The following is a 24,943-nucleotide window of genomic DNA, read 5'->3' as shown; positions in this document are numbered from 1 at the left end:
AGACGCGGGCGCAGCCGCCGCCCGCATTGTTCAGCACGGCGAATCACTTGGCTGGCTTGGGAAGCCGGTTGCACGAACTCAGGTACTTCACGTTTGCCGGTTCGCGCACCACCTGGTTGGTGGCGCCTGGCGTCGAAATCGTTGAAACCGTCATGCGACAGGATTTCCAGTCGTAGCTGGCTTCGTAGTCCACTCCTGCCTGCGGGACCCACGATGCCTCACTGGAACAGCCTCCGCGCACAGATAGAGAACCGCCGACACCTACCAGCGTACCGCCGCCGGCAAAGCCGAAGGTGAACGACTGGTTGGCAGGAATATTGGTCTCCGCAAAACGTTCGCTCCTTTCCGCCTCGTTGCCTGGAATACCGATGCTGACGCCCTGCTTGTGCTTATGCAGCGCATTGTCCCAATCGAGCAAAGCAATGTTGATGCGCCCGATAGTATCCTTCGAATCGAAGCAGGTGGCGGCAGCCGGCGCATTCGGGTAGAGGAAAACGTTCGTGTTGACCCGCGGCCCGGTGTTGACCACGCGCAATCTTGCACGTTCTCCGGACGTCGGCTCCTGATACTTGGCCGCGCAACCGGCCAGCGCAAACGCGCAGGCGCACAAAGTCAGTACAAGCGTTGTGGTTCTCATATTCACGACATGAAGAAATTTATAAGGCATACGATGGTTCCTGCGTACTGCGCTACATGCCCGCGACGTTAGCGCTCGGCCACCGACCGGGGCCGCAGCATGAACGGCACGCGGTTCTCCGGGCCAGCGCCGGGCTGGAGCTCATAAGCGAGCAGTCCGCATCGTCCATTGCCGCCAATCGACGTCCCTTGCAGCAGCACGACGAGCTCGTAATCGTGCCCTGCTTCGGGTGTCATCACTGCCGCCGCGCGACACACAAGACTGCCGTCAAGCGTGGCCGCAAACATTAGCGAGAGCGGCTGTCCCGCGCTCACGTAGCGCTCGAGCACGGGCATATTGGTATCCTGATCTGTCGAGGCCGGCATGCCGATGCGCTCGCTTTCCTTCGGGGTCTTGCCGATCCCTGCCCATCCCTTCGTGAAGACGGCAAGCAACTGCCGCTTGGGTTCATTGTCCTGCTCGACGGTCCCAAGGATGATGGCGGGATACGCGTACATATCCATCGCTTTGATGCGCAGGCGTGCCTGCGTGTCAGGGGCGCCTGTTGGCGCGTATTCGGGCATTACGGCGCATCCGGTGAGCAAAAGCGGTAGCGCTATCAGCGCACCCAGCAATGACCGGTGGGGCAAGAAAGACGTCATGGGAGAACTTTGAACAATTGGGAATTTGGACGTCGCGTGCAGCGCGAGACGACGCCCGTTGGGCCGGCGGCGGCATCCTCATCCGCCGCGCACTGGCTGTCGCCGTAGGTGCCACCGGGATTGCAGCCTCCAGCCACCGGGCGATCGCGACGAAGGACGCGGCGGAAGGTCACCCGTAAAGCGGAGGGAAGTGGACGGCGCTAAAAAAACTGTTCGCCCACCCTTGTTCCTCGATCAATCGAGCGATGCCAGCATGACGCCGCCCAGCCTGAGTTTCCAGCTCACTTTGCCGACGCCCTCACCACGTCCCCGGTATAGCTCAAGGACGACAGCTCCTCTTTGGCCTTGTCGGGCGTTTCCAGCTCCAGCACCACGCGGCCCACCATCAGGCCCATTGATGGCGAACTGCGCACGTACTTCGTTTCCCCACCATCCAGGGCGAAGCTGAGCGTCTTCTCCGTTTCCGTCGCCGCCGAGGCCACATATTTTCCGGCAGGCCGGTCCACGAAGAAGAAGCCGCCCGGCTTGGATTCCCCCACAACCTGGTTGTTGAGGCGAAGGTCCGGTTGGATCGCGGCGCCGAACATGGACGCCGAGCGCAGGAAGTAGATACGCCCCTCGCCCGGCTTGATCGTCGGGATCGAGGCCGCCATATCGGAATGCTTCACACCCGATGCGCAACCCGCCATCAGCAACGACATCGCCATCCCACCCATTGCCATACGTACAACTCGTTTCATTCGGTTTCTCCAAAGGTCAGAGGTACTGCGGTTGAAAGCGGGGAGTAGTTCTGCTCCCCCGGCAAATAGAAGCCCACCAGCTTTTTGTCTTTGAGGACAAGGTAGGCTTCGTGGACCTGACGGCCCTCGATCGTGAAGATCGTTCCGACCGGCCGGTAGACGGCCCCTTGCGGCACGCGTCCCACCGGCTTCCATACGGATTTGGCAGCCAATGTTCGTGAGTACCCTGTATCGAGCCGGATCACTACTGGTGCCTGGATCGTGATGGATCGCGCCGTGGTCCCATCCTGTGCAAGTTCGACGGAAGATGGCGTCGTTGCGATCATCGGGGCACAGCCGGACAAAGCCACACCGCTGGCGAATAGCACCCAGAGGCGGGGCAAACGTGTCAGAGCTAAGGTGTTCATAAAATCGTATGTTCTGATTTAGTTTCTGAAAGCCATCAGCCATCGTGGAAGCATCGAATCTGGCGGCCCCAACCATCGGTCTCAACACAAGGTTATCGCGTGTCCCGCACCAAGCGAAAGAACTTGCGCCATCCATATCGATTTATGACGTACAGATGGAGCAAAATTAATCCAGATAGAATGAATTTTTCACCGCTGATCAAATAGCTTAGATGAAACGCGTGCCAACCCTCGCGGAGAACTCGATAGATAGAAATAGCGAGCCAGAGGATTGCATACATCACCATCATCCCGACTATTCGCCGCATGTAAGGAGTGGCATCCACATCACCCCCCTTGTATAGCTCCGTCAATATTCGGATCACCCCCCATCTCCAAATTTTCACATCGAGAGCACAAACCTCTCACCATCCCTATTCAATATCAAAGACTCTATATCAGATATGGAAACATAATTCCTTCGAGTTGTTCCTTCGCGAATAACCCCTGTTAACTCAACCCTATCAAAATAGACAGCGGGTCCACCCACCCAGCCTCCAACCATGAGGTCGAGTTTTTTTTCCAACCCCGGTGCGTATATTTCCACCCTAAATAACGAATCTATGGAGCTATTTTCAGGAATAAGAAAACACTCCCCCCCTCTGATAGCCAACGTAGCACTGACACTCACCAATTTCCCATATAGAGCTTGCAGTCGCCTCTGTGAGCCACAGAATAGTAGTTTTTCATCTAGTATATTCATCTCTTTGTAAAAATCGCCTCTCCAGAAAATTTCTGCATAAACTCTGCCACTGGCGTGAAGTACTGCCGACCTAGCGCCGGATCTCGAATCGCCACAACTGCCACCCCATTCCGCACGGTAACTCCATCGACAACAATGGCATGTCCGCCGCGATCCAAACTCATTCTAACAATAGCAGGATTTCCATTTGCTGTTGCCGCAGCGAGGTCCTCCAACGTTGCCCCTAACACTCGCTGAGCGGACAGGCCATTATTATTCAAAGTCGAGGCCAACCTCCGCATAGTCGTACCGCTTGCAGTTACGCCCGACTCGGAAATCAACACTCCGAGATCAAATTGTTTCCCTGCTGTATCCAATACCATTGCACAGGAGGTCGGCCCACAAGTGGGCAACGCCCCTTGATTAAGAGTCAATCGATCACCATTTCGTGGGAGACTGACACTTGCCGAATTTCCGGGCTCGAGATTTCCTACTGCCTTTACTTCCGTTGCCGTTCCGGTTCGCAGTGCGATATCAGCACCGACGCCTCTAGCGGCAACAAACTCACTCAACTTGCGATAGGCTACCCCGGCCGCGGGCAGTACGCCGGCTATACCCATCAGCCAGCGCTCGGCCGTGCCCAGCGGCTGGCCGCTCAGACCTTGACCGGTGACCGCCTGGTAAAGCGCTGCCGGCGTGCCGTACAGCGGCAGCAGGCTGGTCAACATGTCACCCAGCTTCAGCGCCTGCTCTGGTGTCAGATTATTCATCCGCGCCAGCATCGCCGCCGCCTCCACCTGCCGTACCTGGGTATCGATGCGCTGGAAGTCCTCCTGCGTACACGCCGCCCCGCACTGCGCCATCAACCGCGCATTTTCACGGGCGACGATCCCGCGTGCCGGCCCCTGCGAAGTGGCATTGTTCAGAGACTCATTCTGTGCCGCCAGCGCGGCCGACGTCGCATCGGTGCCCAGCATTACACCGGTCACCCCGCCGACCAGCGTCGCCAGCCCAACGGTCACTGCCTGACGGATCTTGTCGTCGCTGTAGTTGATGACCGGGCTATCGGCATAGATCTGGTCGCGGATCAGCGGAGCGGCCAAGGCACTTGCCGCCCCTCCAACAGCACCACCCGCGCAATCCCCGCCCGTCAGGCTCTGCGCAGCACACCCAAGAAGCGCGTGACCAGCCGCGTTTGCCAGGATCGTGCCGGTATCCGCGCCGACCGTGCCGATGCCCGGCAGCGTCACGCCAATGGCATTGGCCCCAACCGCCGCCGCATCCCGCACCAGCCCGTTCGCAAAGGCTTGCCCAAAGCTGCCGCCGTAGGCCACCGTATTGACCCCGGCGCTGATGGCAGAGCGCACCACGCTCGCCTGGACATAGTTGCCAAGGTTGGACTGAACGGCATCCCAACTGCCCTTGGCAATGTTGTCGCCAATACTGGTAACGCCCGCATTCCCCAGGTTTAGCGCACCCAGCGCACCCTGCGTGAGGCCCGCCGTTACCCCCGACACCACACCCGCCTTGAGTGCTGCGCCCATGTTCAGCGAGCCTGTCAGGATCAACTGGCTCACCATGCTGGAGAGCGTGCCGGCGATCAGCCCCGACACTGCTACCGACATCGCCAAGCCGATGCCCGCAGCCGCGAATGCCGCGCCAGCGGCGACCGTGGCGCCCATGACGGCGGAATATGCCGCGCCCACGATTGCCGTCCCAGCCCCGGCCGTCACGATAGAAATCGCGACCGCCGCCACCATCGCCACCACCATGCCGATGGGGCCGAACCCGCCCTTCTTCTCCTGAATAAACCGCGTATGAATATCGTCAGCGACCGTGCCTTCGGTGTAGTTCAACCCCAGGTTGGCCTTCAGCTGACTCACCAGCGCCACCGTTGCGGCCTCGTCGACCTTGCCGTCGGCGTTGCGGATCAGGAACGCGTTGTTGACCGCGTGGATGCTGTCGGCCTCGATGTGCATGCGCATGGCGCTCATGAACCCGCCGGGCTGCACCACCGTGCCGGTGATCACGTTCCAGCCGCCCTGGGCCTTGTAGGCCGAGGTGCCGATGTCGACCACGTTGGGGCCGGCGTCGATGCCGCCGGCTTTCACGTTGAGCGTGTCGGCGGCCGTGATGGCGCCGCTGTTGCGCAGTTGGCCGGCGATGTCCAGGCTCACCTTGTCGCCGGCGATGGTGCCGCCGGTCGGCTTGGTCAGCGCCTGTGCGTAGCCCTCGGGCAGGTACACCTGCGGCACGAGCGCGTTCACGGTGGGGCATGCCGTGCTGGCGACGGTGTTGCAGTTCGGGTCGGGAACGGCTTGCTGCACGTACCAGAGCAGGGGCTTGTCGAGTTCGTTGACCTGCGTCTGCGTCAGCGCCGTGCCCAGCGCGATGTTGTGCGCTTTGGCGTAGTCCGCCGCGTTCTTGTAGAGGCTGAGCTTTTCCTGGTCGGTGACCGAGAGCTGGTTCTGGCTGTCCCAGGCCAGGCCGCTCACGAAGCTGGCCTGGCCGGTCTGTTGCAGCGCGGCTTGCTGGAGCCTTTGTCCTTCGGTGTAGGGGTCGTAGTAGAAGCTGACCTTGCCCGGGCGCAGTTCGGCGGGCAGCTGCGCCAGCAGGCTGTCGGGCGTGACGCCGGCCAGCACGGCGGTGGCCGGGCTGTTGTTCAGGTACTGCGCGCGGTCTGTGGTGCCGTTGGGCGCGGTGACCGGGTTGCCGGCGAGGTTGGCGTTGAAGTGCCAGTCGATGGTCGGGCTGCTGCCGGTGGTGGGCGCTGCCGGCGTGGCCACGATGACCGGGTTGAACTGCCAGGGGGTGGTCGGGTTGTTCACCGGCGTGGCGGCCGGTACCGCGCCGCCGGGTGCCGCCACGGGGCCCAGCGGGATGACTTGCTGCGCGCCGGTTGCGGGCGGCGTGGGTTGCGTGGGGCTGGTGTAGCCGTTTACCAGCGCGGCGCCGGTGACGTCGACCTGGCTGCCCATCAGGTTGCCGGTGTTGAGCACCTGGCCGCCGGCCGTCACCGACAGCGCGTTGCTGGTCTGGATGCCGGATTCCAGGCTGCCGAGCGTGGCGCGCCCGCCGGTGTTGTGCCAGCGGTCGCCGCCGCTGTGGTCTTCCTGCCAGCGCCCTACCCAGTCGGCGTTAAGCGGGATGCTGTTGTTGTCGATGGTGCCGGCCATGCCGACCGTGACGTTGCGCCCGCCGGTGATGAGCGCGCCCTTGTTGGTCAGGTTCGTGCCCGACAGCTGGACGTCGCGCGCGGCGGAGATGACGCCGGCCGGGCCGGCGGCGGCGTCCTCATTCGCCGCGCACTGGCTGTTGCCGTAGGTGCCACCGGGATTGCAGCCGCCGGCGTAAGGCGGGTTCTGGCCGCCGTAGCTTTTGTACAGCCGCGCGGTATCCATGGTGGTGTTGACCAGCGTCGGCGCGGTGATCGATACATCGCCGGTCAGTGACTGAATGGCGCCGGAGCGGTTGGTCACGCTGCTGGTGGCGTTCAGGGTGATATCGCCCTGCGCGGCCACCTCATGGTCCTTTCCAGTTCTGTCTATAGCGTCCGCTATTCTCAGTTGTGATGATCATGCCAACTGGTACTAGCCTAAGTAAAACGAAGTTAAATTTCTGGCACAAACGCCGGACGTGGCACCTTTGGCATGTTGTCATACGCCTTCAATACGACTTGCAGGGGCGTCAAAGTCTCATCGTGATGCCAGTACACTATTTTTAGCCACGTAGCCGCACGGATATACTGCCCACCACCTAGCCAGTTTTCTTGCAAATTGGTCTGCAGCATCTTGCGCCCAGCCTTGAACAAGTCCTCCTCGTCAAACTGTTGGCGAGCCGTTCGATGTAAGCACAGGGCATAGCCAAAGTCACGTGGTTTGAGTGCTTTGGATAGAGATACACTCGTCTTACCTGTCCAGCGTTCGTACATTTCAATTCCGGCCTCGAATCCCTCATCATGCTCGCCGCCTTGGTACGCAAAAGCCATGTAGTCATCTAGGCCGCTTTTGATGATTTCGTGGGCTGGCCATGGGCGCTTCTCATAACGCCACCGCGCTTCCTCATAGACGCGAGCCGAATCCCACTCGCCCTCATAATTCCAGCCTGTGTCCAGCCACCCGCCCAAGGCTTTGGCCCAGTGCAAGGTTGTGCGATGCGCGTTGGGGTCTGGCCCGAATTCTTCATCTTGCTCGATGGCTTGCTCTATCCATTTGAGGGATCGCGGAATGACAGGCGCGACGTCGACATGCAAACTGACCAGCCATGCGGAGATTACTTCCGCCAAATCAGACTGCGCGACGTTACCCATGGGACGATTTTTTTCATATTGGGTTCTCAGAACTCGAGCCAAGCCACCCTCCACAGTGACTTGGCGAATTCTCACTGGGTCATATAACATAATTTATCAACATGGGTTTCCATTGCAAAATCTAACATTCGTTGAATTTTTTGCGGAACCGGATCCAACAGTGTTAGTCGTGAAATTGCCATCTTTCAAATTTTGAATTGCGGCATCTTTTACAGATTGAGGTAATCGAGATAAATTTATGCTCTGTTGCGCCTGTTCAATCGTGCTGTTTAATGCATTCGATCCCGGTGTAAACGTTTTCGAGGGCGGGACTCCAACCGTATTGCTACGGAACTTGTTGTCCCACAGGACTACTTCACCTGTGCTGGAGTTCACGGAAACTACATCCGCGCCATGAGTCCCAACGGTATCGCCATATCTTACTACCGTTTGATTAGGCAGACTCGCCACTTCATTGGCCAAACGCAATTCGCCCACATAGCCATTCACCTGAGAGTTGGCGATATTGGGATTGGATGAGTTCAGCACCTTTGGCTGATAACCTAGCCCCGCCACCGGGTCGGGAAGATTCGGATCAAGCACGACCCCATTGCTGACCCTTGGTTGCGCTGCAGTCGGCAACACATCCGCCGCCGTGTAACCCGGACCCGCATTAACCACCGTGCTCGGCGATCCACCCTGCGCCGGTGAGTAAGGACCACTCTCCGCAGTTAGATTGGGAAACTTGCCCGAGCCGACAGGCGCGCCGAACGGTGCACCTGCGCCACCCACAAAATCTACCAGAGACTGAACGCCCTTGGCCAGATTCGTGTTGCTGCTCGCCATCGACCCCTCGGCCGCACTCAGCGCGGTGCCGACCTGCATATAGGTCTGTGCAAGCGCCTCGCGCTGCTGGGTGGTCAGTTCCAGCGGCTTTCCCAGCTCCGTCGAGGCCTGCTGCATGGTCATGCTGGCGCCGAGGAGCGCTCGGCCCAGAACGCCCATGCCGCCGCTATCGCCGTTAGCCTGGAAGGTGTCATAGAGGCCAGATGCCTGAGTGACAGCCTGCTGCAACTTCAGATAGGCAGCCGCCTTGTCAGCAGGCGTCGATGCCTTTGCGTAAGCGTCCTTCGCACTGGTCAGATCGGTATAGACCTTGGTTTGCGCTTGATCGACCTTGTCCCACTTGGCGGCTAGTGCCTGCTTCTCTGCCGCAGTCTTTGCAGCCGCGATTTGATCGGCCCGCTGCTTCGTTTGGTTGCCTGACAATGCGTTGTTCAGGACCTCGTTCTGTGCTGCCAGCGTGGCAGATGTCGCATTCGTGCCCAGCAGTACACCGGCTGCGCCACCAATCAGCGTTGCCAGTCCGACCGTGGTCGCATAGCGGATCTTGTCATCGCTGTAGTTCAGCACCGAACTATCGGCATAGATCTGGTCGCGGATCAGCGGTGCTGCAATCGCGCTCGCCGCCCCACCAACAGCACCACCCGCGCAATCGCCTCCACTCAAGCTAGCCGCAGCACACCCAAGAAGCGCGTGACTAGCCGCATTAGCCAGGATCGTGCTGGTGTCCGCGCCGACCGTGCCGATGCCCGGCAACGTCACGCCAATGGCATTGGCCCCAACCGCCGCCGCATCCCGCACCAGCCCGTTCGCAAAGGCTTGCCCGAAGCTGCCGCCGTAGGCCACCGTATTGACCCCGGCGCTGATGGCAGAGCGCACCACGCTCGCCTGGACGTAGTTGCCAAGGTTGGACTGAACGGCATCCCAACTGCCCTTGGCAATGTTGTCGCCAATACTGGTAACGCCCGCATTCCCCAGGTTTAGCGCACCCAGCGCACCCTGCGTGAGGCCCGCCGTTACCCCCGACACCACACCCGCCTTGAGTGCTGCGCCCATGTTCAGCGAGCCTGTCAGGATCAACTGGCTCACCATGCTGGAGAGCGTGCCGGCGATCAGCCCCGACACCGCTACCGACATCGCCAAGCCGATGCCCGCAGCCGCGAATGCCGCGCCAGCGGCGACCGTGGCGCCCATGACGGCGGAATATGCCGCGCCCACGATTGCCGTCCCAGCCCCGGCCGTCACGATAGAAATCGCGACCGCCGCCACCATCGCCACCACCATGCCGATGGGGCCGAACCCGCCCTTCTTCTCCTGAATAAACCGCGTATGAATATCGTCAGCGATCGTGCCTTCGGTGTAGTTCAACCCCAGGTTGGCCTTCAGCTGATTCACCAGCGCCACCGTCGCAGCCTCGTCGACCGTGCCGTCGGCGTTGCGGATCAGGAACGCGTTGTTGACCGCGTGGATGCTGTCGGCCTCGATGTGCATGCGCATGGCGCTCATGAACCCGCCGGGCTGCACCACGGTGCCGGTGATCTCGTTCCAGCCGCCCTGGGCCTTGTAGGCTGAGGTGCCGATGTCCACCACGTTGGGGCCGGCGTCGATGCTGCCGGCTTTCACGTTGAGCGTGTCGGCGGCCGTGATGGCGCCGCTGTTGCGCAGCTGGCCGGCGATGTCCAGCGAGACCTTGTCGCCGGCGATGGTGCCGCCGGTGGGCTTGGTCAGCGCCTGTGCGTAGCCCTCTGGCAGGTACACCTGCGGCACCAGCGCGTTCACGGTGGGACACGCGGTGCTGGCGACCGTGTTGCAGTTCGGGTCGGGTACGGCTTGCTGCACGTACCAGAGCAGGGGCTTGTCGAGTTCGTTGACCTGCGTCTGCGTCAGCGCCGTGCCCAGCGCGATGTTGTGCGCTTTGGCGTAGTCCGCCGCGTTCTTGTAGAGGCTCAGCTTTTCCTGGTCGGTGACCGAGAGCTGGTTCTGGCTGTCCCAGGCCAGGCCGCTCACGAAGCTGGCTTGGCCGGTCTGTTGCAGCGCGGCTTGCTGGAGCCGTTGCCCTTCGGTGTAGGGGTCGTAGTAGAAGCTGACCTTGCCCGGGCGCAGTTCGGCGGGCAGCTGCGCCAGCAGGCTGTCGGGCGTGACGCCGGCCAGCACGGCGGTGGCCGGGCTGTTGTTCAGGTACTGCGCGCGGTCTGTGGTGCCGTTGGGCGCGGTGACCGGGTTGCCGGCGAGGTTGGCGTTGAAGTGCCAGTCGATGGTCGGGCTGCTGCCGGTGGTGGGCGCTGCCGGCGTGGCCACGATGACCGGGTTGAACTGCCAGGGGGTGGTCGGGTTGTTCACCGGCGTGGCGGCCGGTACCGCGCCGCCGGGTGCCGCCACCGGCCCCAGCGGGATGACTTGCTGCGCGCCGGTTGCGGGCGGCGTGGGTTGCGTGGGGCTGGTGTAGCCGTTTACCAGCGCGGCGCCGGTGACGTCGACCTGGCGGCCCATCAGGTTGCCGGTGTTGAGCACCTGGCCGCCGGCCGTCACCGACAGCGCGTTGCTGGCCTGGATGCCGGATTCCAGGCTGCCGAGCGTGGCGCGCCCGCCGGTGTCGTGCCAGCGGTCGCCGCCGCTGTGGTCTTCCTGCCAGCGTCCTACCCAGTCGGCGTTGAGCGGGATGCTGTTGTTGTCGATGCTGCCGGCCATGCCGACCGTGACGTTGCGCCCGCCGGTGATGAGGGCGCCCTTGTTGGTCAGGTTCGTGCCGGACAGCTGGACGTCGCGCGCGGCGGAGATGACGCCGGCTGGGCCGGCGGCGGCGTCCTCATTCGCCGCGCACTGGCTGTTGCCGTAGGTGCCACCGGGATTGCAGCCGCCGGCGTAAGGTGGGTTCTGGCCGCCGTAGCTCTTGTACAGCCGCGCGGTATCCATGGTGGTGTTGACCAGCGTCGGCGCGGTGATCGAGACATCGCCGGTCAGTGATTGAATGGCGCCGGAGCGGTTGGTCACGCTGCTGGTGGCGTTCAGGGTGATATCGCCCTGCGCGGCCAGCGTTGCGTTCAGGTTCTGGATGTCGGCCGCGCTGATCGTGAGCGTCTGGCCAGCGGCCACCGTGCCGGGCGTCTGCTGCCAGGCGAGGGAATCCACGCGGGGATTGCTGTCGTCCGGGCAGTCCGGCGCGCCAGCCACGCAGCCGGGCGTTGTGGTGATCTTGCTGTCGTAGACGCCCTTGTTGGTGAACGTGCCCGGCGTCTTGATGGCGACCTTGCCCGCCGCAGCCAGGTCGCCGGCATTGGTCAGGTCGCCGGTGCCGGTGAGATTCAGGTTGCCGCCGGCGGTGATCTGGCCGGCTTTGCCGAGCTGGTAGCTGGTGGTTACCTGGCTGGGCGCGGCCGCAGCCGCGCCAGTGGCAGTCTTGCCTTGCGCGACCGGCGACCATGGCGGCGGCGCGAAGCAGCTGTCGCAGGCACTCATGCTCGGCGGCACGCCGTAGACCAGCGGCCCCGGTCCGTGGGCGTCGGTATTGCCCGTTGTGAGTGCCGCGAGCTGCGCCATGAAGGCCGAGAGCTCGCCCTGGTTCACCGCATCCCCGGTACTGTTGACCAGCGTTGCAGAACGGCTGTTGTCCAGGCTGCCAACGCTGAGCGTTACGTTCCTGCCCGCCGAAATAATGCCGCCCTTGTTCGAGAGCGAGGCCGTGCCGATGTCGAGGTTCCCGCCGCTGATGATCTGGCCGGCAGTCCCGTCGGCCTGGCGCACCACCGTATGGTCGACGGTGGGTACGCCAATATTGAGGGTGCTTTCGGGCGTCAGCAGGAAGGGCGGCACCCTAGCCGCACCCGGGGCGGCCGGGATCAGGTGCCACAGGTCTTGTCCGTACTGCTGGTCCCCGTTCGAGGGAATGATCTCCGCACCGCGAACCAGCAGTACGGAACCATCGGGATTGCGCCTGACGTCGGCCAGCGTGATGTTGGATATTGCGCCTGGTGCATAGGCAGGGCAGCTGTCGCAGGATCCCCCTGGCAACCACGGCGAATAGCTGCCGATGATTGTCGCGTTGAGCAGACTGTCGTTGACCACCTTGGTGAAGGAACTGCCCGCATCCACCGGCGCGGTGCGGTCATTGATGACCGCGCCCGCGGCGATATGCAAGTTGCCGTTGGCGCCGATCACGCTGCCGATGTTGTTGAGGGTGCCGGAGATATCGACCTTGATGTCGCCGCCGGCCTGGGTGGTGCCGCCACGGTTGTCGTAGTCGCCGCCGGTGACGGTCAGATTGCCCAGGGCCTCGGCGGTGCCCTGGTTGGCCACGTTGCCGCCCAGCGCCAGATTGCCGTTGGCGTGCAGGGTGCCGGTGTTCGTCAAGGCGCCAGCGAACAGCGAGAGATGGCTGCCGCTGACGATCTGCCCGGCATTGGTGAGCGTGCCGCCGGTGGCCAGGGTCAGGTCGCCGGATTTCTGGATCGTGCCGGTGTTGGTGATGCCCTGGCTGGCATTGAGCACCACGTTGCCGCCCGGCACGTTCCACGTGCCGGTGTTGTTGATGGCCAGCGCGGCGAGGGTCAGGGTGGCGTTGGCGTTCAGCGTGCCGGCGGTGGCCGCCGATGGGTCGAACACCTGGTTCGGCGTATTCACGCTCAGGTTGTTGCCCGCCAGGATCTGGCCTGCCGCGTTGTTGAAGCTCCCGCTGCCGCCGGTGATGCTCAGCGTCAGGTCGCCTGTCGTGGGCGCGTGTCCGGTGAGGTCGCCGGCGAAGAGGGTGCCGCCCTGGTTGCTGGCGAGCGCGCCGCTGGTGACGGCGAGATGCTTGGCGCCTGCGATCAGGCCCTGGGCATTGTCCAGGGCATTCGCCACCGTGACGTTGACGGTCTGGCCGCCGACAGTGCCGCGGTTGGTCAGGGTGGAGGCCGTCAGGCTGACCTGGTTGCCTGCGAGCGTCCCGGCGTTGCTCACGGCGCCGCCGTTGACCGTGAGCTGCTGCGTGGCGATCGTCGCCCCGCTGTTGGCAATGGACTGGCCGCCCAGCGTCATGTTGGCGGCCGTGGTGTCGCCGGTCAGGGCGAGGCTGCGCGTGGCGGCCGCATCGAGCGTGCCGGTGACGGCATTGCCCCCGGTTGTGCCTGAACCCGCCACCGAGCCGACCTGGATATCCGTGCCGCGCAGGGTGGCGTTGCCGCCCACCCAGGTGAGCTGACCCGCCTTGAGCGTCTGCCCGGCCGTGGCCGCCAGATCGCGGCCGGTCAGCACGCTGCCGCCCAGGGTGAGGTTTTGTCCCGCATTCACGGTGGCGCTGCCCACGCTGGAGAGTGTGCCGCTCACCGTGGCCGATCCCGCCGCAGCCTGGATCGTGGCGTTGCCGCCGCTGGCCACGCTGCCGGCCACGTTGGCGTTCTGCCCCGCCGCGATAGCGGCGTCGCCATCGCTGGTCAGCGCGCCGTTGATCGCGGCGCTGCCGGCGGTGGCGGTAATGGTGGCCTTGCCCGCGCTCTGGGCCTGGCCGCCCACCGTGACGTTCTGCGCGGCGGTGAGCGAGAGGCTGGCATTGCTGCCGATCTGCCCGCTGGTGGTGATACTCCCGCTGCGGACGGTGACGCCAACCGGGCCGGTGGCGAGCACCTGGCCGCCAAGATTGGCATCGGTGCCCGCGGTGACGGCAAGCGTGCCGGGCGACACGACGTTGCCGGTGGTGGTGACGTTGCCGGTGACGCCGGTGAGCGACACATTGCCGCCGGTGCTGCCCGCCATGCCGTTGATGGTGAGATGGCGTTGGGTGGACAGGTCCAGATCGGCCGCCGAGACCGCGCTGCCGTCGATGGTGGTGTCGCGCGCCGCGTTGAGCTGGATCGTGCCCGGCGCGCTGACATCGCCGCGCAAATGGATATCGCCACGGCCATCGTTGCCCGCCGCCGAGATGGCGACCTGCGATCCACGGACCGCGCCGCCCACATCCACGCTGCCGCCGGCGGCCAGGGTCACGGCGTTCTGCGCCTGGATGCCACCGGCACCGTGGATCGAGCCACCTGCCGACACCGCCGCGGCCTTGCCCGCGTTCAGCGTGCCACCCAGTGTGGCGTCCTGCCCGGCGTTGAGGGTGTATCCGGCCTCGCTGTGGCCATTGCCCGACGCCACCACGGCGCCGGCGGCATTGAGCGCGACCGCCTGCTTGGCGTAGGTGCTGCCAACCTTCAGGTTGCCGGCGGAGTCCAGCGTCAGGTTGCTGGCCGACGCGGCGAGATTGCCATCGGCGCGCACGCCCAGGCCCGCGGCGGTGCTCACGATATGGATCTGGCCGGCAGTCATGGCGCCGAACGCGGTGGCGTCGATCGCCAGGCCGCTGGCGGCACTGGTGTTGCTGGCCGCGTTGTTCGCGCCCGTGGCCGTGGTGGCAAAGGCGCCGCCGGATGGTGTAGCGGTGGACGCAGCGGCGGACGTGACCAACTGGCGCCCGGCCACCAGGTTGATCTGGTTGCCGGCGTAGAGCGCCGCATCGACACCGATCGACTCGGCGATCAGGTTGATATTGCCGACCGTGCCCTCGATGCCCACGCCGTTGGGGTTCCCCGGCGACGGGTTGGCGATCTGTACGCGCCCGCCCTGCACGAGGAAGCCGGCGGCCGTGGCGGCATCGAAGCTGGTGGCTGCCCCGGTGCCCGACAGGAACTGCGGCACGCCGGTGGTGAGCGTGACCTGCGTGGTGTTGGTGAAGCTCGCACCACGGGTATAGACCCCGCCGGGCGCGGCGATCACAACCCCGGCCGGGGCGCCGAACACTTCGATGGTGCCGTTGACCTGGGCGGGCGTCTGGCTGGTGACCTGGTTGATGATCAGGCCAGCCGGGCCAGAGGTGGCCAGGTTGGCGTTGGCGCCCACCTGGCCGCCGAGGAACGTGCCGCCGCCGGTGGTGCTGTTATTGAGGATCAGGCCGATCGGATCGACCACGAATGCGCGGTACTGGTTGAGCGAGATACCCGCCGCGTTGGGCGTGGTGATGCCCACCACGGGCACGCCGCCCGCCGGCGCACCCGGTCCGCTGGTGGTGCCAATCGACGGGGTAAAACGCACCGGCGCGTTCGGGTCGGTGACCGGCGCGGCATGGGCCGCCGCAGGACCAAAGCTGACCGTCACCGGCAGGTGCGCGACCGCCCAGCGCATCAGGCTTTGCCGCGCGGCGCCGGACTGTATCGCAAGACTAGCCGGATCCGAGGCGCCCGCCGCCAACGCCCCTGCCGCCTGCCGGGCTTGCTGCAAGGACATCTGCAGCGGCGCAATCCAGGTCGTGATGGCCACCACGCCAGCCAGCGCCCGCACCCACAAGCGGCGACGGCCACGCTCGGCCATGGAGAGGCCGAGCGATGGATCGGGTTGTGCGTTGTCCTGAGGCAGAGCGGCTTGCTTCACGCGGTACATGGTGCTTCCTGGCAGTGCGTCGAACTGGATGTCTTAGGGCGGGTCGCGTAGGAGGGCGGGCGGCCTTTGCGTGCCGCCTTACTGCGTGATCTTTGCCTTGCCCAGCAACTGCGTGACCAGCGTGGTCGTGGCCCGCTCAAGTTCCTGCGCCTGCAACGCTTGCTGGATGCCGGGCTTGACGGTGTCATAGGCCGGGACACGGGTCGCGCGCACTTCGTCAACCTTGACCAGGAAGCGGCGGTTGTTCCAGGCCACGGGGGTGGCGCTCACCGCGCCAGCGGGCAGGGTGGACAGCGCTTGCGCAAGCGGCAAGGGCAGGTTCTGGGTCTGGCCTTCCTGCGCCGGCACCTTGAAGCTGAGCCAGTCCATCGCGCCACCGCTGGCCTTGGACGGCGCGAGGCTCACCTGCTGCGCCACCTTGGCGAAGTCCTCGCCGCCCTGGATGCGTGCGAGCGCGGCGGCGGCCGCGGCATCGTCGGCGAGCTCAATCAGGCGGCCCTTGTATTCCTTGTCGCCCAGGCTTGCCACGATGGCGTTGTAGCGCGAGCGCACCTGTTCCTCGGTGACCGGCGCGGGCTTGATATGGTCCTTGAGCCAGGCCTGGGTCAGGATGGCGTCCTTCGCCTCGCGCAGGGCCTGCTGCACATCGGGCCGCGCTTCCAGCCCCTTGGCCTTGGCCGCCTCCTGGCGGAACAGCTCGCGCGCGATCAGCTGCTGCTTGATGGCGTTGCGCGTTGCGTCGTTGTCGGGGAGTTGTGCCTGCTGCATGGCACGGGTGATCTGGTCATCGGGGATTGCCACGCCGTTGACCGAAGCGGCAAGGACAGGCTGCAGGCTGAAAGCCAATGCGGTGGTGGCGATAAGGCGAAAGATCTGCGATTGCATGTTGGTTTCCTTTGACATCGGGTATCGGAGTTCTGTGTTCTGCGTTCTGTGTTCAGGCAGGCCGCTTCCAGCCCAACTCAACAGGCACAGCTCAATAGGTCCAGTTGAGCGTGGCCAAAAAAAGCGGCGCCTTTGTGCCCAGGTAGCCGGGCTGCGCGAGCGGCACGCCAACCAGCAGCTCACTGGTGAATGTTTGCTTGGCCCACTGGGCCGAAAGACGGATGCCGGCGCCGGTGCCAGCCACGGATTGCCAGTCGCGGGTTGCGACCGATTGGGTCTGGCCGCCGTCCAGGAACAGGTACGGCTCCATGCGGATGCCGGCCAGCGCCGGCGCGTTGGCCCACACCATCTCGTTGCGCAGATACGCGCCACGGTCGCCAGCGATGGCGCCTTCGCGGAAGCCGCGCACGGTGCTGACGCCGCCCGCGTAGATCTGCTCGGAGCCGAACAGCGCCACATTGGCCCACTGCGCGACGAGCTGCGCACGCCAGGCCAGCAGGGCGTCGAAGGCCCGCGGCAACGGCAGTTGCAGGCTTGCATTGGCATCGAGCTTGGTGAACTGCGCATGCGCTTCGTCAGAGCGGATGTCGGCGGGGTCGCGGGTGGCATTGATCAGCCGCAACCCGCGCGAGACGCCCGCCTCGGCCGTGGCATAGCCCTGCTGGTCGTTGGCGGCAAAGCGCCGCAATCCGCTCCAGGCCGCGCGCAGCACGGTGAGCCGCTGGGGATCCAGCTCCAGGTTGTTGATCTCGCGCTCGCTCTTGCGATAGGTGAGGGTCAGGTCGAAAGCCTGCCGCCCGCTCCGGTCGCGGGTAAGGACCCGGTTCCAGCCCAGCGTGTGGCCAAAGGTGCGGCCGTACAGCAGCGCGGTATCGCCAATGGCGGTCTGGTACTCGGATATCGAGCCGGTATAGCTGAAGGTGTTGTAGCCGAACGGCGCCGCCGCCGAGAGCACGGCCGCATTGGTATCGCGCGTGCCCACATAGCTGGCGGAGACCGCCTCCTGCAAGCCCAGTGCGTTGTCGGCATCGATGCCCAGCCGCGTGCGCGAGATGCCCGTGGTCCGGCTGCCATAGTTGTCGACGCCGGCATTGAAGCGAAAACGGTCACCGGGCTGGTTAGCCAGCGCCACCACCGAGCTGCCCGGCGTCTGCCCCGGCAGTATCTGCAGCTCGGCGCGGTTGCGGCGCAGGCGGTTGACCTGGTCAACCCCTTGCTCCAGATCCTGCAGGCGCAAGGTGTCGCCCGGCGCGGGGAATTGCCAGCCCGTGCCAGCGTCTGTCAGCAGCCCGCCGCCCACGGTATCGAGCCATCCGCTATCTTTGCCATCGACGCTACCATCGCTGCCGCGCGGGCGGATGGCGCGCCCGTTGAGGCGGATCGATTCGACCGTGCCCGGCACAACGGTGACCATCAGCACGCCGGAGGCAAGATTCTGCTCGCCAAGATAAGCACGCGTGGTGATAAACCCCCGCGCCACAAAGGCTTCGGTAAAGCGCCGCAGCAACAGGTTGATGCGATTGGTCCCCAAGGACTTGCCAACGAACGGTGCCGTGATGGCGCCGATCTCGGCATCCGACAGCACGGTATTGCCGATCACCTGGATACGTTGGATCTCGAACGTGGCCGATGTCTCGGGCACCGCTTCGATGGGTGTGTCGGGTGGCAGAACCTGCTGGCTCTCGATCCGGGCCGGTGGCTGGGTGGCCTCACGCTCCAGGTCGCGCTGGCGCTGCTCGCGCAACAGGCGCTGCGCCGGGTCTTCCGGCGTGAGTTGAGGCAATGGCGCCGTCGATGGCAACGGCATTGGCGGTACCTGAGCCTGCACGGAACCGGCAGACAGGATCGCCAGGGCCAACAAGGACAGCCGGAGCCGGAGCCAAAATCGGAATCGGAGTGGGGTAGCGCGCCGCATCATTGCCACACCCAGGAAGTGAAACCGAGATGGTTCTCGACGGTGACGGGAACGCGCTGGCGCGGCCGCTTCACCATGGTGGTGCCCGCAATGGCCACGTCACCCTCGAAACTGCCCCCATCCGTTACGGTGTCGCCGCTGATGCGCGTGCGGCCCGCCGCCATCCAGCTGCCGCCGATGTCCGTGGCGTAGAGCCTGGCCCAGGTGTCGCCAAAGAAGGCCTTGAAGCCCCGGTCGCGCGCGATCGCCGAGTAGCCGGTCACACCAGCGGCGTAGGTCAGCGGCGCATTGACCGTCAAGTCACCCAGCGCCAGCACGCGCCCACCTACGTTCGCGGCCAGCTTGCCCGCCTGAATGTCGATATGGCCACCGGCGGACAACAGGCCACCCGTCACGGTGGTGGTCGATGACGCCGAGGTGCGGCAGATGATCATGCAGCTGCGGGAATAATGCGCGGCGCCGCTGGTGATCCCTTCGGTGCGGAACGTGTCAGCCGCGCGCACCTTGATGTCGCCGTTGTTGGCATAGATTTCCCCGCCGGTGTTGATGACGTTACGCCCGGTGAGCGTGGTGCCCTTGTCCGAGAGCAGGTAGGCAATCTGCGCCGGCCGGTCAACCTGGCCATAGTCCACGTCAAAGCGCGCGCTGGTCTTGGTCAGCACCAGCCAGCGCTGGCCGCTGCCGGCCTGGTAGCTTGGCAGCTCGCCGTTGGCGCCGGCTTGCTTGGTGATCTCGTTGCGCAGGTCGCCGCCGGCCGTCACGGCAAGGTAGCCGTTCGACAGCATGCGGCCATAGCGGTTGATGACATCGCCCCCGGCCCGAACCGTGACATCGTCGCCCGCACCGAAGAAGATCCCAAGATAGTCCGGGGTGGAGGTATTGAGCACGGTGCCGCCCGTCAGCACGGTCACGGCGCCGGCAGACTGCGCTTGCCCCGCGATGCGCGATTGCCCCTGGATCAGCGCGCCCTGGCTGGTCAGCTCGCGGTCGGACTGCAGCAGCACGCCACCCTGCGTGGCCACCAGCGTCGATTGCGCGGCGGCCGAGTCAAGCAGCACCGACCCCGCATGCAGCCGCACATCGGTCGCGGCCAGCACGCTGCTGTCACGCTGGACATAGCTGCCGGTGGCATCGATGGCCACGGCGGCGCCGGAGGCGCGTATGGCGGTGCCCTGCAACGCAAGATCGCGCACCTGGATACCAGTGCCGGCGACGCCGTCGACATCGGTACCGGACAGCGCCGCCGTATCTGCCTGGATGCTCAGCGAGCCATTGCGCGAAGTCAGTGCCGTGCGCGTGTCAGCCTGCGTGGTCTGGAGCCGCGATGTCGCAATGACGAGGTTGCCCGCGGCCGAGGCCTGCGTGCCGGCAAGCGCAATGCCCGCGCCAGCGTCCAGAAGCCCGATGCCGCCGCTGGCGCTCAACACCGAGCCTGTCAGCCTGATGGGTTCGCTGTGTGCCTGGCCTGCCGCGCCCATCACCAGATTCCCCGTTGTGTGGGTGCCGGCTGCCAGCGTGGTGGCATGCAGGTCAATGCGGTCGGAGGTGACTTGCAGATGGCGGCCGGCATCCAGGTTGCCTGTGCCAAGCATGCCGCCAGTGCCAATCACCACATCCTGCAGCGCATGGATCTTGCCGGAGGCGAGTTGCAGATCGCCGGTGCCGGAGACCGCGAAATCGCCGGCGGTGGCGTAGGCCGAGCCGGCATGGCGCACCCCGGCGCCTTGGTCGGTCACCAACAGTGCGATCCGCCCTGAACTCAGGCTACCCGCGGCCGTGATGTCCAGCGCGATGCCCTGGCCTGGGTTCACCGCGGGCGCGGTGTATTTCACCCACGGGTGCTTTCTTTCCGGATCGTTGTCCGTCGGAGACAGGCTTGTATCGATCTCGGCGCTGCCGGTCCCCGCCACGGCACGGATGCTTGCGTTGGCATCCCCATAAAGATTCTCGACCCTACCGCCCACCCGGATTTGCTTGGCTACGAGTTCCAGATTCAGCAAAGTGCCTGACAGGCCGCCGGGGCCGATATCGATGGTGCCCTGGCTGGTAGTGAGGACAACATTGCGCTGTAGCTGGCCGTTGGCGACGGTGAGATCGTTGAACGACACCTGCCCGGTAGTCAGCGCAAGATTGCCAATGTTGTGCACCGTCATGCCATTTACGGTGATCCCGTTGGGATTGGCCACAATGACATTGGCGCGGTTTCCCAGCACATTCAACGGCCCTTCAAGCAATGACGGATTGGTACTCGTGACCTGATTCAGGATGGTGCGGGCGAGCACCGCGCGGTTATCGAGATCGACGCCGGCGCGCGGGACGTTGAAGTCCCGGTAGGTGTTGGTGGAAACGCCGCCAACCGCATTGGTGATGCCAACGGTGATGCGGCCATTGGCCCCCACCGTGACCGTGGGCGCGCTGTTGCCGCCATCGGTCACCACGCCTGCGGCAAGGCAAGTGCCGGTGAGCAGGAGCGCCCCCCAGGCCAGAGCGGAAAGCCGCAGGCCGTGCGCCGCCATTGCGGTGACTGCCGTCTTTTGCTGCTCCATCCCAGTCTCGCCACGCCGCACAGGACCTCTCCCATTCTCAAAGTGCGCGCGAACGAAATTGGATAAGACGATGCGTAAGGCGATTCCCATGCTCAACAAGGAAACGCCGCCACGATGCTGCCGATTCTGTCGCGCTGAATTTTGACGCGACATTAGCAGAGTGCCATCGTAAAAAATTTGGGAAATTTCCCAATCTTCCGGCGTTTATTCGCTTCCGATGGCTCGGCGAACGCATTAGTCAAAGGATTTAACAAAAATTCAACAATTGTGTCCGCAACAACGGCCATGCTTTAATCAGGTGTTAGTGAAACTGAACTCATGGTCTCAACCGCGCTTTCCGCAGGGGCGGTGATCGCTCCTGAAGAGGCAAAAGGAAGAAAGGCATCTGTTTATAACGGCGCCCCGACCGCGAGGCATCACCCTACGTAGGGAGGGCGGAGCGCTGGGGGGGGCCGATGACGAGAGGGATGCGGGCAAAGGAAGACAGCTCGCGTATTGAGGCTAGCGGCAGCCGATGACAACGACTTCACCGAGGCAGCAGTTTTGGTCGCAAGAACGCGCCAATGTTCGTAGAATGTTGCCACCCGCTAGGCTCAAACAGGGAGCGCAGCCATGAAAGAAAGCCCGGTGCCAGCCGATTCCGGCAATGCCGCAGCGCTCCAAACCAGTCGCCCTCCCTCCGACCTGGCCGACGAGATGCTGGCATTCGAGCAAACGGTACTGCGGCTGATCACGCGCAACATGCCGCTTCCGGCGCTGCTCGCCGAGGTATGCCGCCGCGCCGAGGCGATGCTTGGCGAAGGGCCGTCATGTTCCATCCTCCTGCTCGATGGCGATGGCACGCACGCGAAATTCGGCGCGGCGCCCTCGTTGCCCGACGCGTTCAGCGCGGCGATCGACGGGCTCCAGATCGGCCCCGGTGCCGGCTCATGTGGCACGGCCATGTTCGAGCGGCGCATGGTGGTGGTGGAGGATATCGCGACAGATCCCTTGTGGGACGATTATCGGCAGCTTGCGTTGCCGATCGGGCTGCGCGCCTGCTGGTCGATTCCGTTCCTGGACGATGCGGGGAAGGTGCTCGGGGCGTTTGCGGTCTACTATCGCGTCCCGCGGCGACCGACCGCCAAGGAAGAGACGATCCTGCGGAACATCGGGCAGAGCGTGGGCCTCGCCGTGCATCAGGATGCGATCGCGCAACGGCTTGCGCAGAGCGAAGAACATCACCGCTTCGTTGTCGATCTCCTGAGCGAAGGCATCCTCGTGCTAACGCCAAGCGGTATCGTGTTGGCATGCAACCCAAGTGCGCAGCGCATGCTACGCTCGGCGACGTCGCTGGTTGGCAGCAATATCTACGGCAACGTGGCGCGGTCGTTTCATGACGACGGATCGCCGATCGCGTTCTCGGACCGGCCAACGTCCCGCGTGATAGCGACGGGGCAACCGGTTCTTGGCGAGGTGATCGGGCACGAACTGACCAATGGCGAGATCATCTGGATCAGCGAGAATGTGGTCCCGATCATCAAGCCCGGCGAGACGGCACCGGGTTCCCTGCTGGTCTCCTTTGTGGATATCGGGCCGGTACGCGACGCCACCCAGCGCTTGAAGTATCTCGCGACGCGAGACTCCCTGACGGGACTATTCAATCGCAGTTATCTTGCCGACCGGATGACCGAAATACTCGCGCCCGGCGACAACGACGGACAAGACCCGCTGCGCGTTGCCATCGTCTACGTCGACCTGGACGGCTTCAAGCTGGTCAACGACTCGGCCGGGCATGAAACCGGCGACGCCCTGTTGCGCAGCGTCGCCCAGCGGCTGAGCGGATGTGTACGAGAGGACGACACGCTCGCACGCGTGGGCGGCGATGAATTTGTGATCGTGATACGCGGCTATCGCAGCACCGAAGAGATCGCCGCGCTGTCCGCGCAGCTTCTCGAGTCCATTGCACTGCCGTTCACGGTCGGCGAGAACGCCTATTTTATTGGCGCTTCGATTGGCATCAGCCTGTTTCCAGAAGACGGCCGTGACGCCGCAACGCTGCTGCGCAATGCGGATTCCGCCATGTACTACGCCAAGCAACTGGGGCGCAACAGCTTCCAGTTCTTTACGGCGTCGCTTAACTTACGCATGCAGCGCCGCTTTGCCGTGGAGCAATCCTTGCGGCGCGCGCTGACCGCGGGCGAGCTCAGTGTCGTCTACCAGCCCATCGTGGAAAGCCAGAGCACAAGCGCGGTTGGCGCGGAAGCCCTCCTGCGATGGCACAGCGCCGAACTCGGTCACGTCTCGCCGGAGGAGTTCATTCCGGTCGCGGAAGAGACAGGCATGATCGTAGCCATTGGCCAGTGGGTGCTGGAGCGGGCATGCGCGCAAGCAGCAGAATGGCGACGCACCATCGCACCGGATCTTTCAATGGCGGTGAACCTGTCCCCGCGCCAGATCAACGCAGGGTTGGCGCAGATGGTCCAGGGCTGCCTCACGCGCGCGGGGCTCGATCCCAGTGCGCTGGAGCTGGAAATCACCGAGGGGCTCTTGATGATGGATAGCGAAACGGTGATGCCGGCGCTGACATCGCTGACCCGTACCGGCGTGAGGATTTCCGTCGACGACTTCGGCACGGGATACTCGTCGCTATCCTATCTGAAGCGCTTCCCGCTTCATAACCTCAAGATCGATCGATCATTCGTCGCCGGGCTGCCAGACAATCGCGACTCCACCGCGATTACCCACGCTGTCGTCGCGATGGCGCACTCGCTCGGCATGAGCGTCACGGCGGAGGGCGTGGAAACCCCGGAACAGGCAGCCTATCTACGTTCCTTAGGCTGTGAAAGACAGCAGGGCTTTCTATTCTGCCGGCCCGTGGAGCCTGTGGAATTTGTACGCCGGCTAGGCGAGCTTGGCTCGGCGGTGGACGCAAAATAGGGCAAATCCGGCGCTACCGTAACTCCCCTCCCATTTCATGGGAGAGGGGAGCAAACCAGCGTATTGCTGCTGGCCACTCGCACCCGCATGCCGTACTCACACAAAGTCCGAAGCTCCAAACTTTCTAACGGATCAATACACCTTTTCGTGTGGGCCGATGCATCGCGGGGCTAAATCCAGCGCCGCCGTGGCTCCCCTCTCCCGCATGGCGGGAGGGGTTGGGGGAGAGGGCGGGCCTGCGCAAAAGCGAGGCGCCTCACGTTGAGCGTGCGCCCGCCCTCTCCCCCGGCCCCTCTCCCATTTCATGGGAGAGGGGAGCAAACCAGCGTATTGCTTCCGGCAGCCGCGTTACTCAAGATCCTCCACAAACACCTTTCCGTATGCGGCGGCGGCGGCAACAATGAAGCCAAGCACTTCAGCGCTCAGGCCATCGATTCCCGTGAAGCTGCAAAAGTAGAATCCATAGGGCTCCACACTGGCGATGGCATCGGGCATTTGGCCCGAATTCCCCGGCGACCGGAAATCAAAACCGGAGGCCCCCTTCTTGCCTGTCCCGCCGCCCGCGCGGCCAAGGATTTTCTCGGCGATGTCTTCTGACGGCAGGTCAACGACGATCTTGTATTCAATACCCATTCTGACATCTCGGTAAATGCTGGCGCTACCAGAAGCGGATCGCCCCGCCCAGCATGAAGAAGATCAAGACCAGCCCGTACTCTCCGAGCAGCAGCGGCGCGATCGTCAGCAAGCCCTGGAGGACCACCGCCACCTTCCAGCGCCTGGACAAGCCATAGCGCCACCAGTACAGCGCATGCAGGATCATGGTCAGGCCATTGGCCACCCAGACCACGCCAAGGGCCATGATGTAGTTCTGCTGTGCGATCCGCAGCACCAGGAGCAGCACACCTACCATCAAGATCAGTAGCGATCCGACGCCAAGCAGAGCACGGCCCGTGGTGACCGGGTCGGACGTAGATCGTGGCATTGCATTTCCTTTGTCAGCGTGAGGCACGCC

At 64.0% G+C, this 24,943-nt stretch carries 13 protein-coding genes; 1 reads left to right on the top strand and 12 read right to left on the bottom strand.

Annotated features, from left to right (window positions below):
- Positions 1-43: 43 nt before the first annotated feature.
- The 10 genes from AC1RQK_RS13095 to AC1RQK_RS13050 form a co-directional block, all read right to left on the bottom strand.
- Complete coding sequence (locus AC1RQK_RS13095; protein WP_492809288.1) at positions 44-667, bottom strand: hypothetical protein; 624 nt, start codon at positions 665-667, stop codon at positions 44-46.
- 38 nt (positions 668-705) lie between these two features.
- Entirely contained in the window at positions 706-1,200 is a 495-nt protein-coding gene (locus AC1RQK_RS13090; protein WP_492809287.1) for a hypothetical protein, read from the bottom strand.
- A 359-nt stretch (positions 1,201-1,559) separates the two neighbouring features.
- Positions 1,560-2,018: a DUF2846 domain-containing protein gene (locus tag AC1RQK_RS13085; RefSeq protein WP_492809286.1), complete on the bottom strand. Its 459-nt coding sequence runs from the start codon at positions 2,016-2,018 to the stop codon at positions 1,560-1,562.
- Positions 2,015-2,425: a hypothetical protein gene (locus AC1RQK_RS13080; protein ID WP_492809285.1), complete on the bottom strand. Its 411-nt coding sequence runs from the start codon at positions 2,423-2,425 to the stop codon at positions 2,015-2,017. Before AC1RQK_RS13080 ends, AC1RQK_RS13085 begins: the two co-directional genes overlap by 4 nt.
- Positions 2,426-3,163: 738 nt before the next feature.
- The gene (locus AC1RQK_RS13075) at positions 3,164-6,667 is read right to left on the bottom strand and encodes a DUF637 domain-containing protein (protein WP_492809284.1); all 3,504 of its coding nucleotides are present in this window, start codon (positions 6,665-6,667) and stop codon (positions 3,164-3,166) included.
- An 89-nt stretch (positions 6,668-6,756) separates the two neighbouring features.
- On the bottom strand, positions 6,757-7,455 hold the full coding sequence (locus tag AC1RQK_RS13070; protein ID WP_492809283.1) for a hypothetical protein: 699 nt from the start codon (positions 7,453-7,455) through the stop codon (positions 6,757-6,759).
- Between the two features lie 96 nt (positions 7,456-7,551).
- Positions 7,552-15,666, bottom strand: a complete 8,115-nt coding sequence (locus AC1RQK_RS13065) for a two-partner secretion domain-containing protein (RefSeq protein ID WP_492809282.1) — start codon at positions 15,664-15,666, stop codon at positions 7,552-7,554.
- A 78-nt stretch (positions 15,667-15,744) separates the two neighbouring features.
- Positions 15,745-16,551: a peptidylprolyl isomerase gene (locus AC1RQK_RS13060; protein ID WP_492809281.1), complete on the bottom strand. Its 807-nt coding sequence runs from the start codon at positions 16,549-16,551 to the stop codon at positions 15,745-15,747.
- Between the two features lie 91 nt (positions 16,552-16,642).
- Positions 16,643-18,358, bottom strand: a complete 1,716-nt coding sequence (locus AC1RQK_RS13055; protein WP_492809280.1) for a ShlB/FhaC/HecB family hemolysin secretion/activation protein — start codon at positions 18,356-18,358, stop codon at positions 16,643-16,645.
- A gap of 107 nt (positions 18,359-18,465) precedes the next feature.
- Entirely contained in the window at positions 18,466-21,012 is a 2,547-nt protein-coding gene (locus AC1RQK_RS13050; RefSeq protein WP_492809279.1) for a two-partner secretion domain-containing protein, read from the bottom strand.
- Between the two features lie 612 nt (positions 21,013-21,624).
- On the opposite strand from AC1RQK_RS13050, the gene AC1RQK_RS13045 reads away from it, so the two are divergent.
- Positions 21,625-23,931 carry a putative bifunctional diguanylate cyclase/phosphodiesterase gene (locus AC1RQK_RS13045; protein ID WP_492809278.1) on the top strand — a complete coding sequence of 769 codons (2,307 nt, stop codon included), beginning with the start codon at positions 21,625-21,627 and terminating at the stop codon, positions 23,929-23,931.
- A gap of 348 nt (positions 23,932-24,279) precedes the next feature.
- On the opposite strand, the gene AC1RQK_RS13040 is transcribed toward AC1RQK_RS13045, so the two are convergent.
- Together AC1RQK_RS13040 and AC1RQK_RS13035 are read right to left on the bottom strand one after the other, a co-directional pair.
- Entirely contained in the window at positions 24,280-24,564 is a 285-nt protein-coding gene (locus tag AC1RQK_RS13040; RefSeq protein WP_492809277.1) for a hypothetical protein, read from the bottom strand.
- A gap of 25 nt (positions 24,565-24,589) precedes the next feature.
- On the bottom strand, positions 24,590-24,913 hold the full coding sequence (locus AC1RQK_RS13035) for a hypothetical protein (RefSeq protein ID WP_492373186.1): 324 nt from the start codon (positions 24,911-24,913) through the stop codon (positions 24,590-24,592).
- Positions 24,914-24,943 lie beyond the last annotated feature (30 nt).

The organism is Cupriavidus sp. GW822-FHT02D05 (assembly GCF_058802485.1).
Note: the sequence above shows the minus strand (reverse complement) of the source record. Positions and strands in the feature narration are given on the sequence as shown.

What these genes read in the sequence shown, in the direction of transcription:
- AC1RQK_RS13095 (WP_492809288.1), bottom strand. Translation starts at nt 667, where the DNA reads ATGCCTTATAAATTTCTTCATGTCGTGAATATGAGAACCACAACGCTT.
- AC1RQK_RS13090 (WP_492809287.1), bottom strand. Translation starts at nt 1,200, where the DNA reads ATGCCCGAATACGCGCCAACAGGCGCCCCTGACACGCAGGCACGCCTG.
- AC1RQK_RS13085 (WP_492809286.1), bottom strand. Translation starts at nt 2,018, where the DNA reads ATGAAACGAGTTGTACGTATGGCAATGGGTGGGATGGCGATGTCGTTG.
- AC1RQK_RS13080 (WP_492809285.1), bottom strand. Translation starts at nt 2,425, where the DNA reads ATGAACACCTTAGCTCTGACACGTTTGCCCCGCCTCTGGGTGCTATTC.
- AC1RQK_RS13070 (WP_492809283.1), bottom strand. Translation starts at nt 7,455, where the DNA reads ATGGGTAACGTCGCGCAGTCTGATTTGGCGGAAGTAATCTCCGCATGG.
- AC1RQK_RS13065 (WP_492809282.1), bottom strand. Translation starts at nt 15,666, where the DNA reads ATGTACCGCGTGAAGCAAGCCGCTCTGCCTCAGGACAACGCACAACCC.
- AC1RQK_RS13060 (WP_492809281.1), bottom strand. Translation starts at nt 16,551, where the DNA reads ATGCAATCGCAGATCTTTCGCCTTATCGCCACCACCGCATTGGCTTTC.
- AC1RQK_RS13055 (WP_492809280.1), bottom strand. Translation starts at nt 18,358, where the DNA reads ATGCCGTTGCCATCGACGGCGCCATTGCCTCAACTCACGCCGGAAGAC.
- AC1RQK_RS13050 (WP_492809279.1), bottom strand. Translation starts at nt 21,012, where the DNA reads ATGGAGCAGCAAAAGACGGCAGTCACCGCAATGGCGGCGCACGGCCTG.
- AC1RQK_RS13045 (WP_492809278.1), top strand. Translation starts at nt 21,625, where the DNA reads ATGAAAGAAAGCCCGGTGCCAGCCGATTCCGGCAATGCCGCAGCGCTC.
- AC1RQK_RS13040 (WP_492809277.1), bottom strand. Translation starts at nt 24,564, where the DNA reads ATGGGTATTGAATACAAGATCGTCGTTGACCTGCCGTCAGAAGACATC.
- AC1RQK_RS13035 (WP_492373186.1), bottom strand. Translation starts at nt 24,913, where the DNA reads ATGCCACGATCTACGTCCGACCCGGTCACCACGGGCCGTGCTCTGCTT.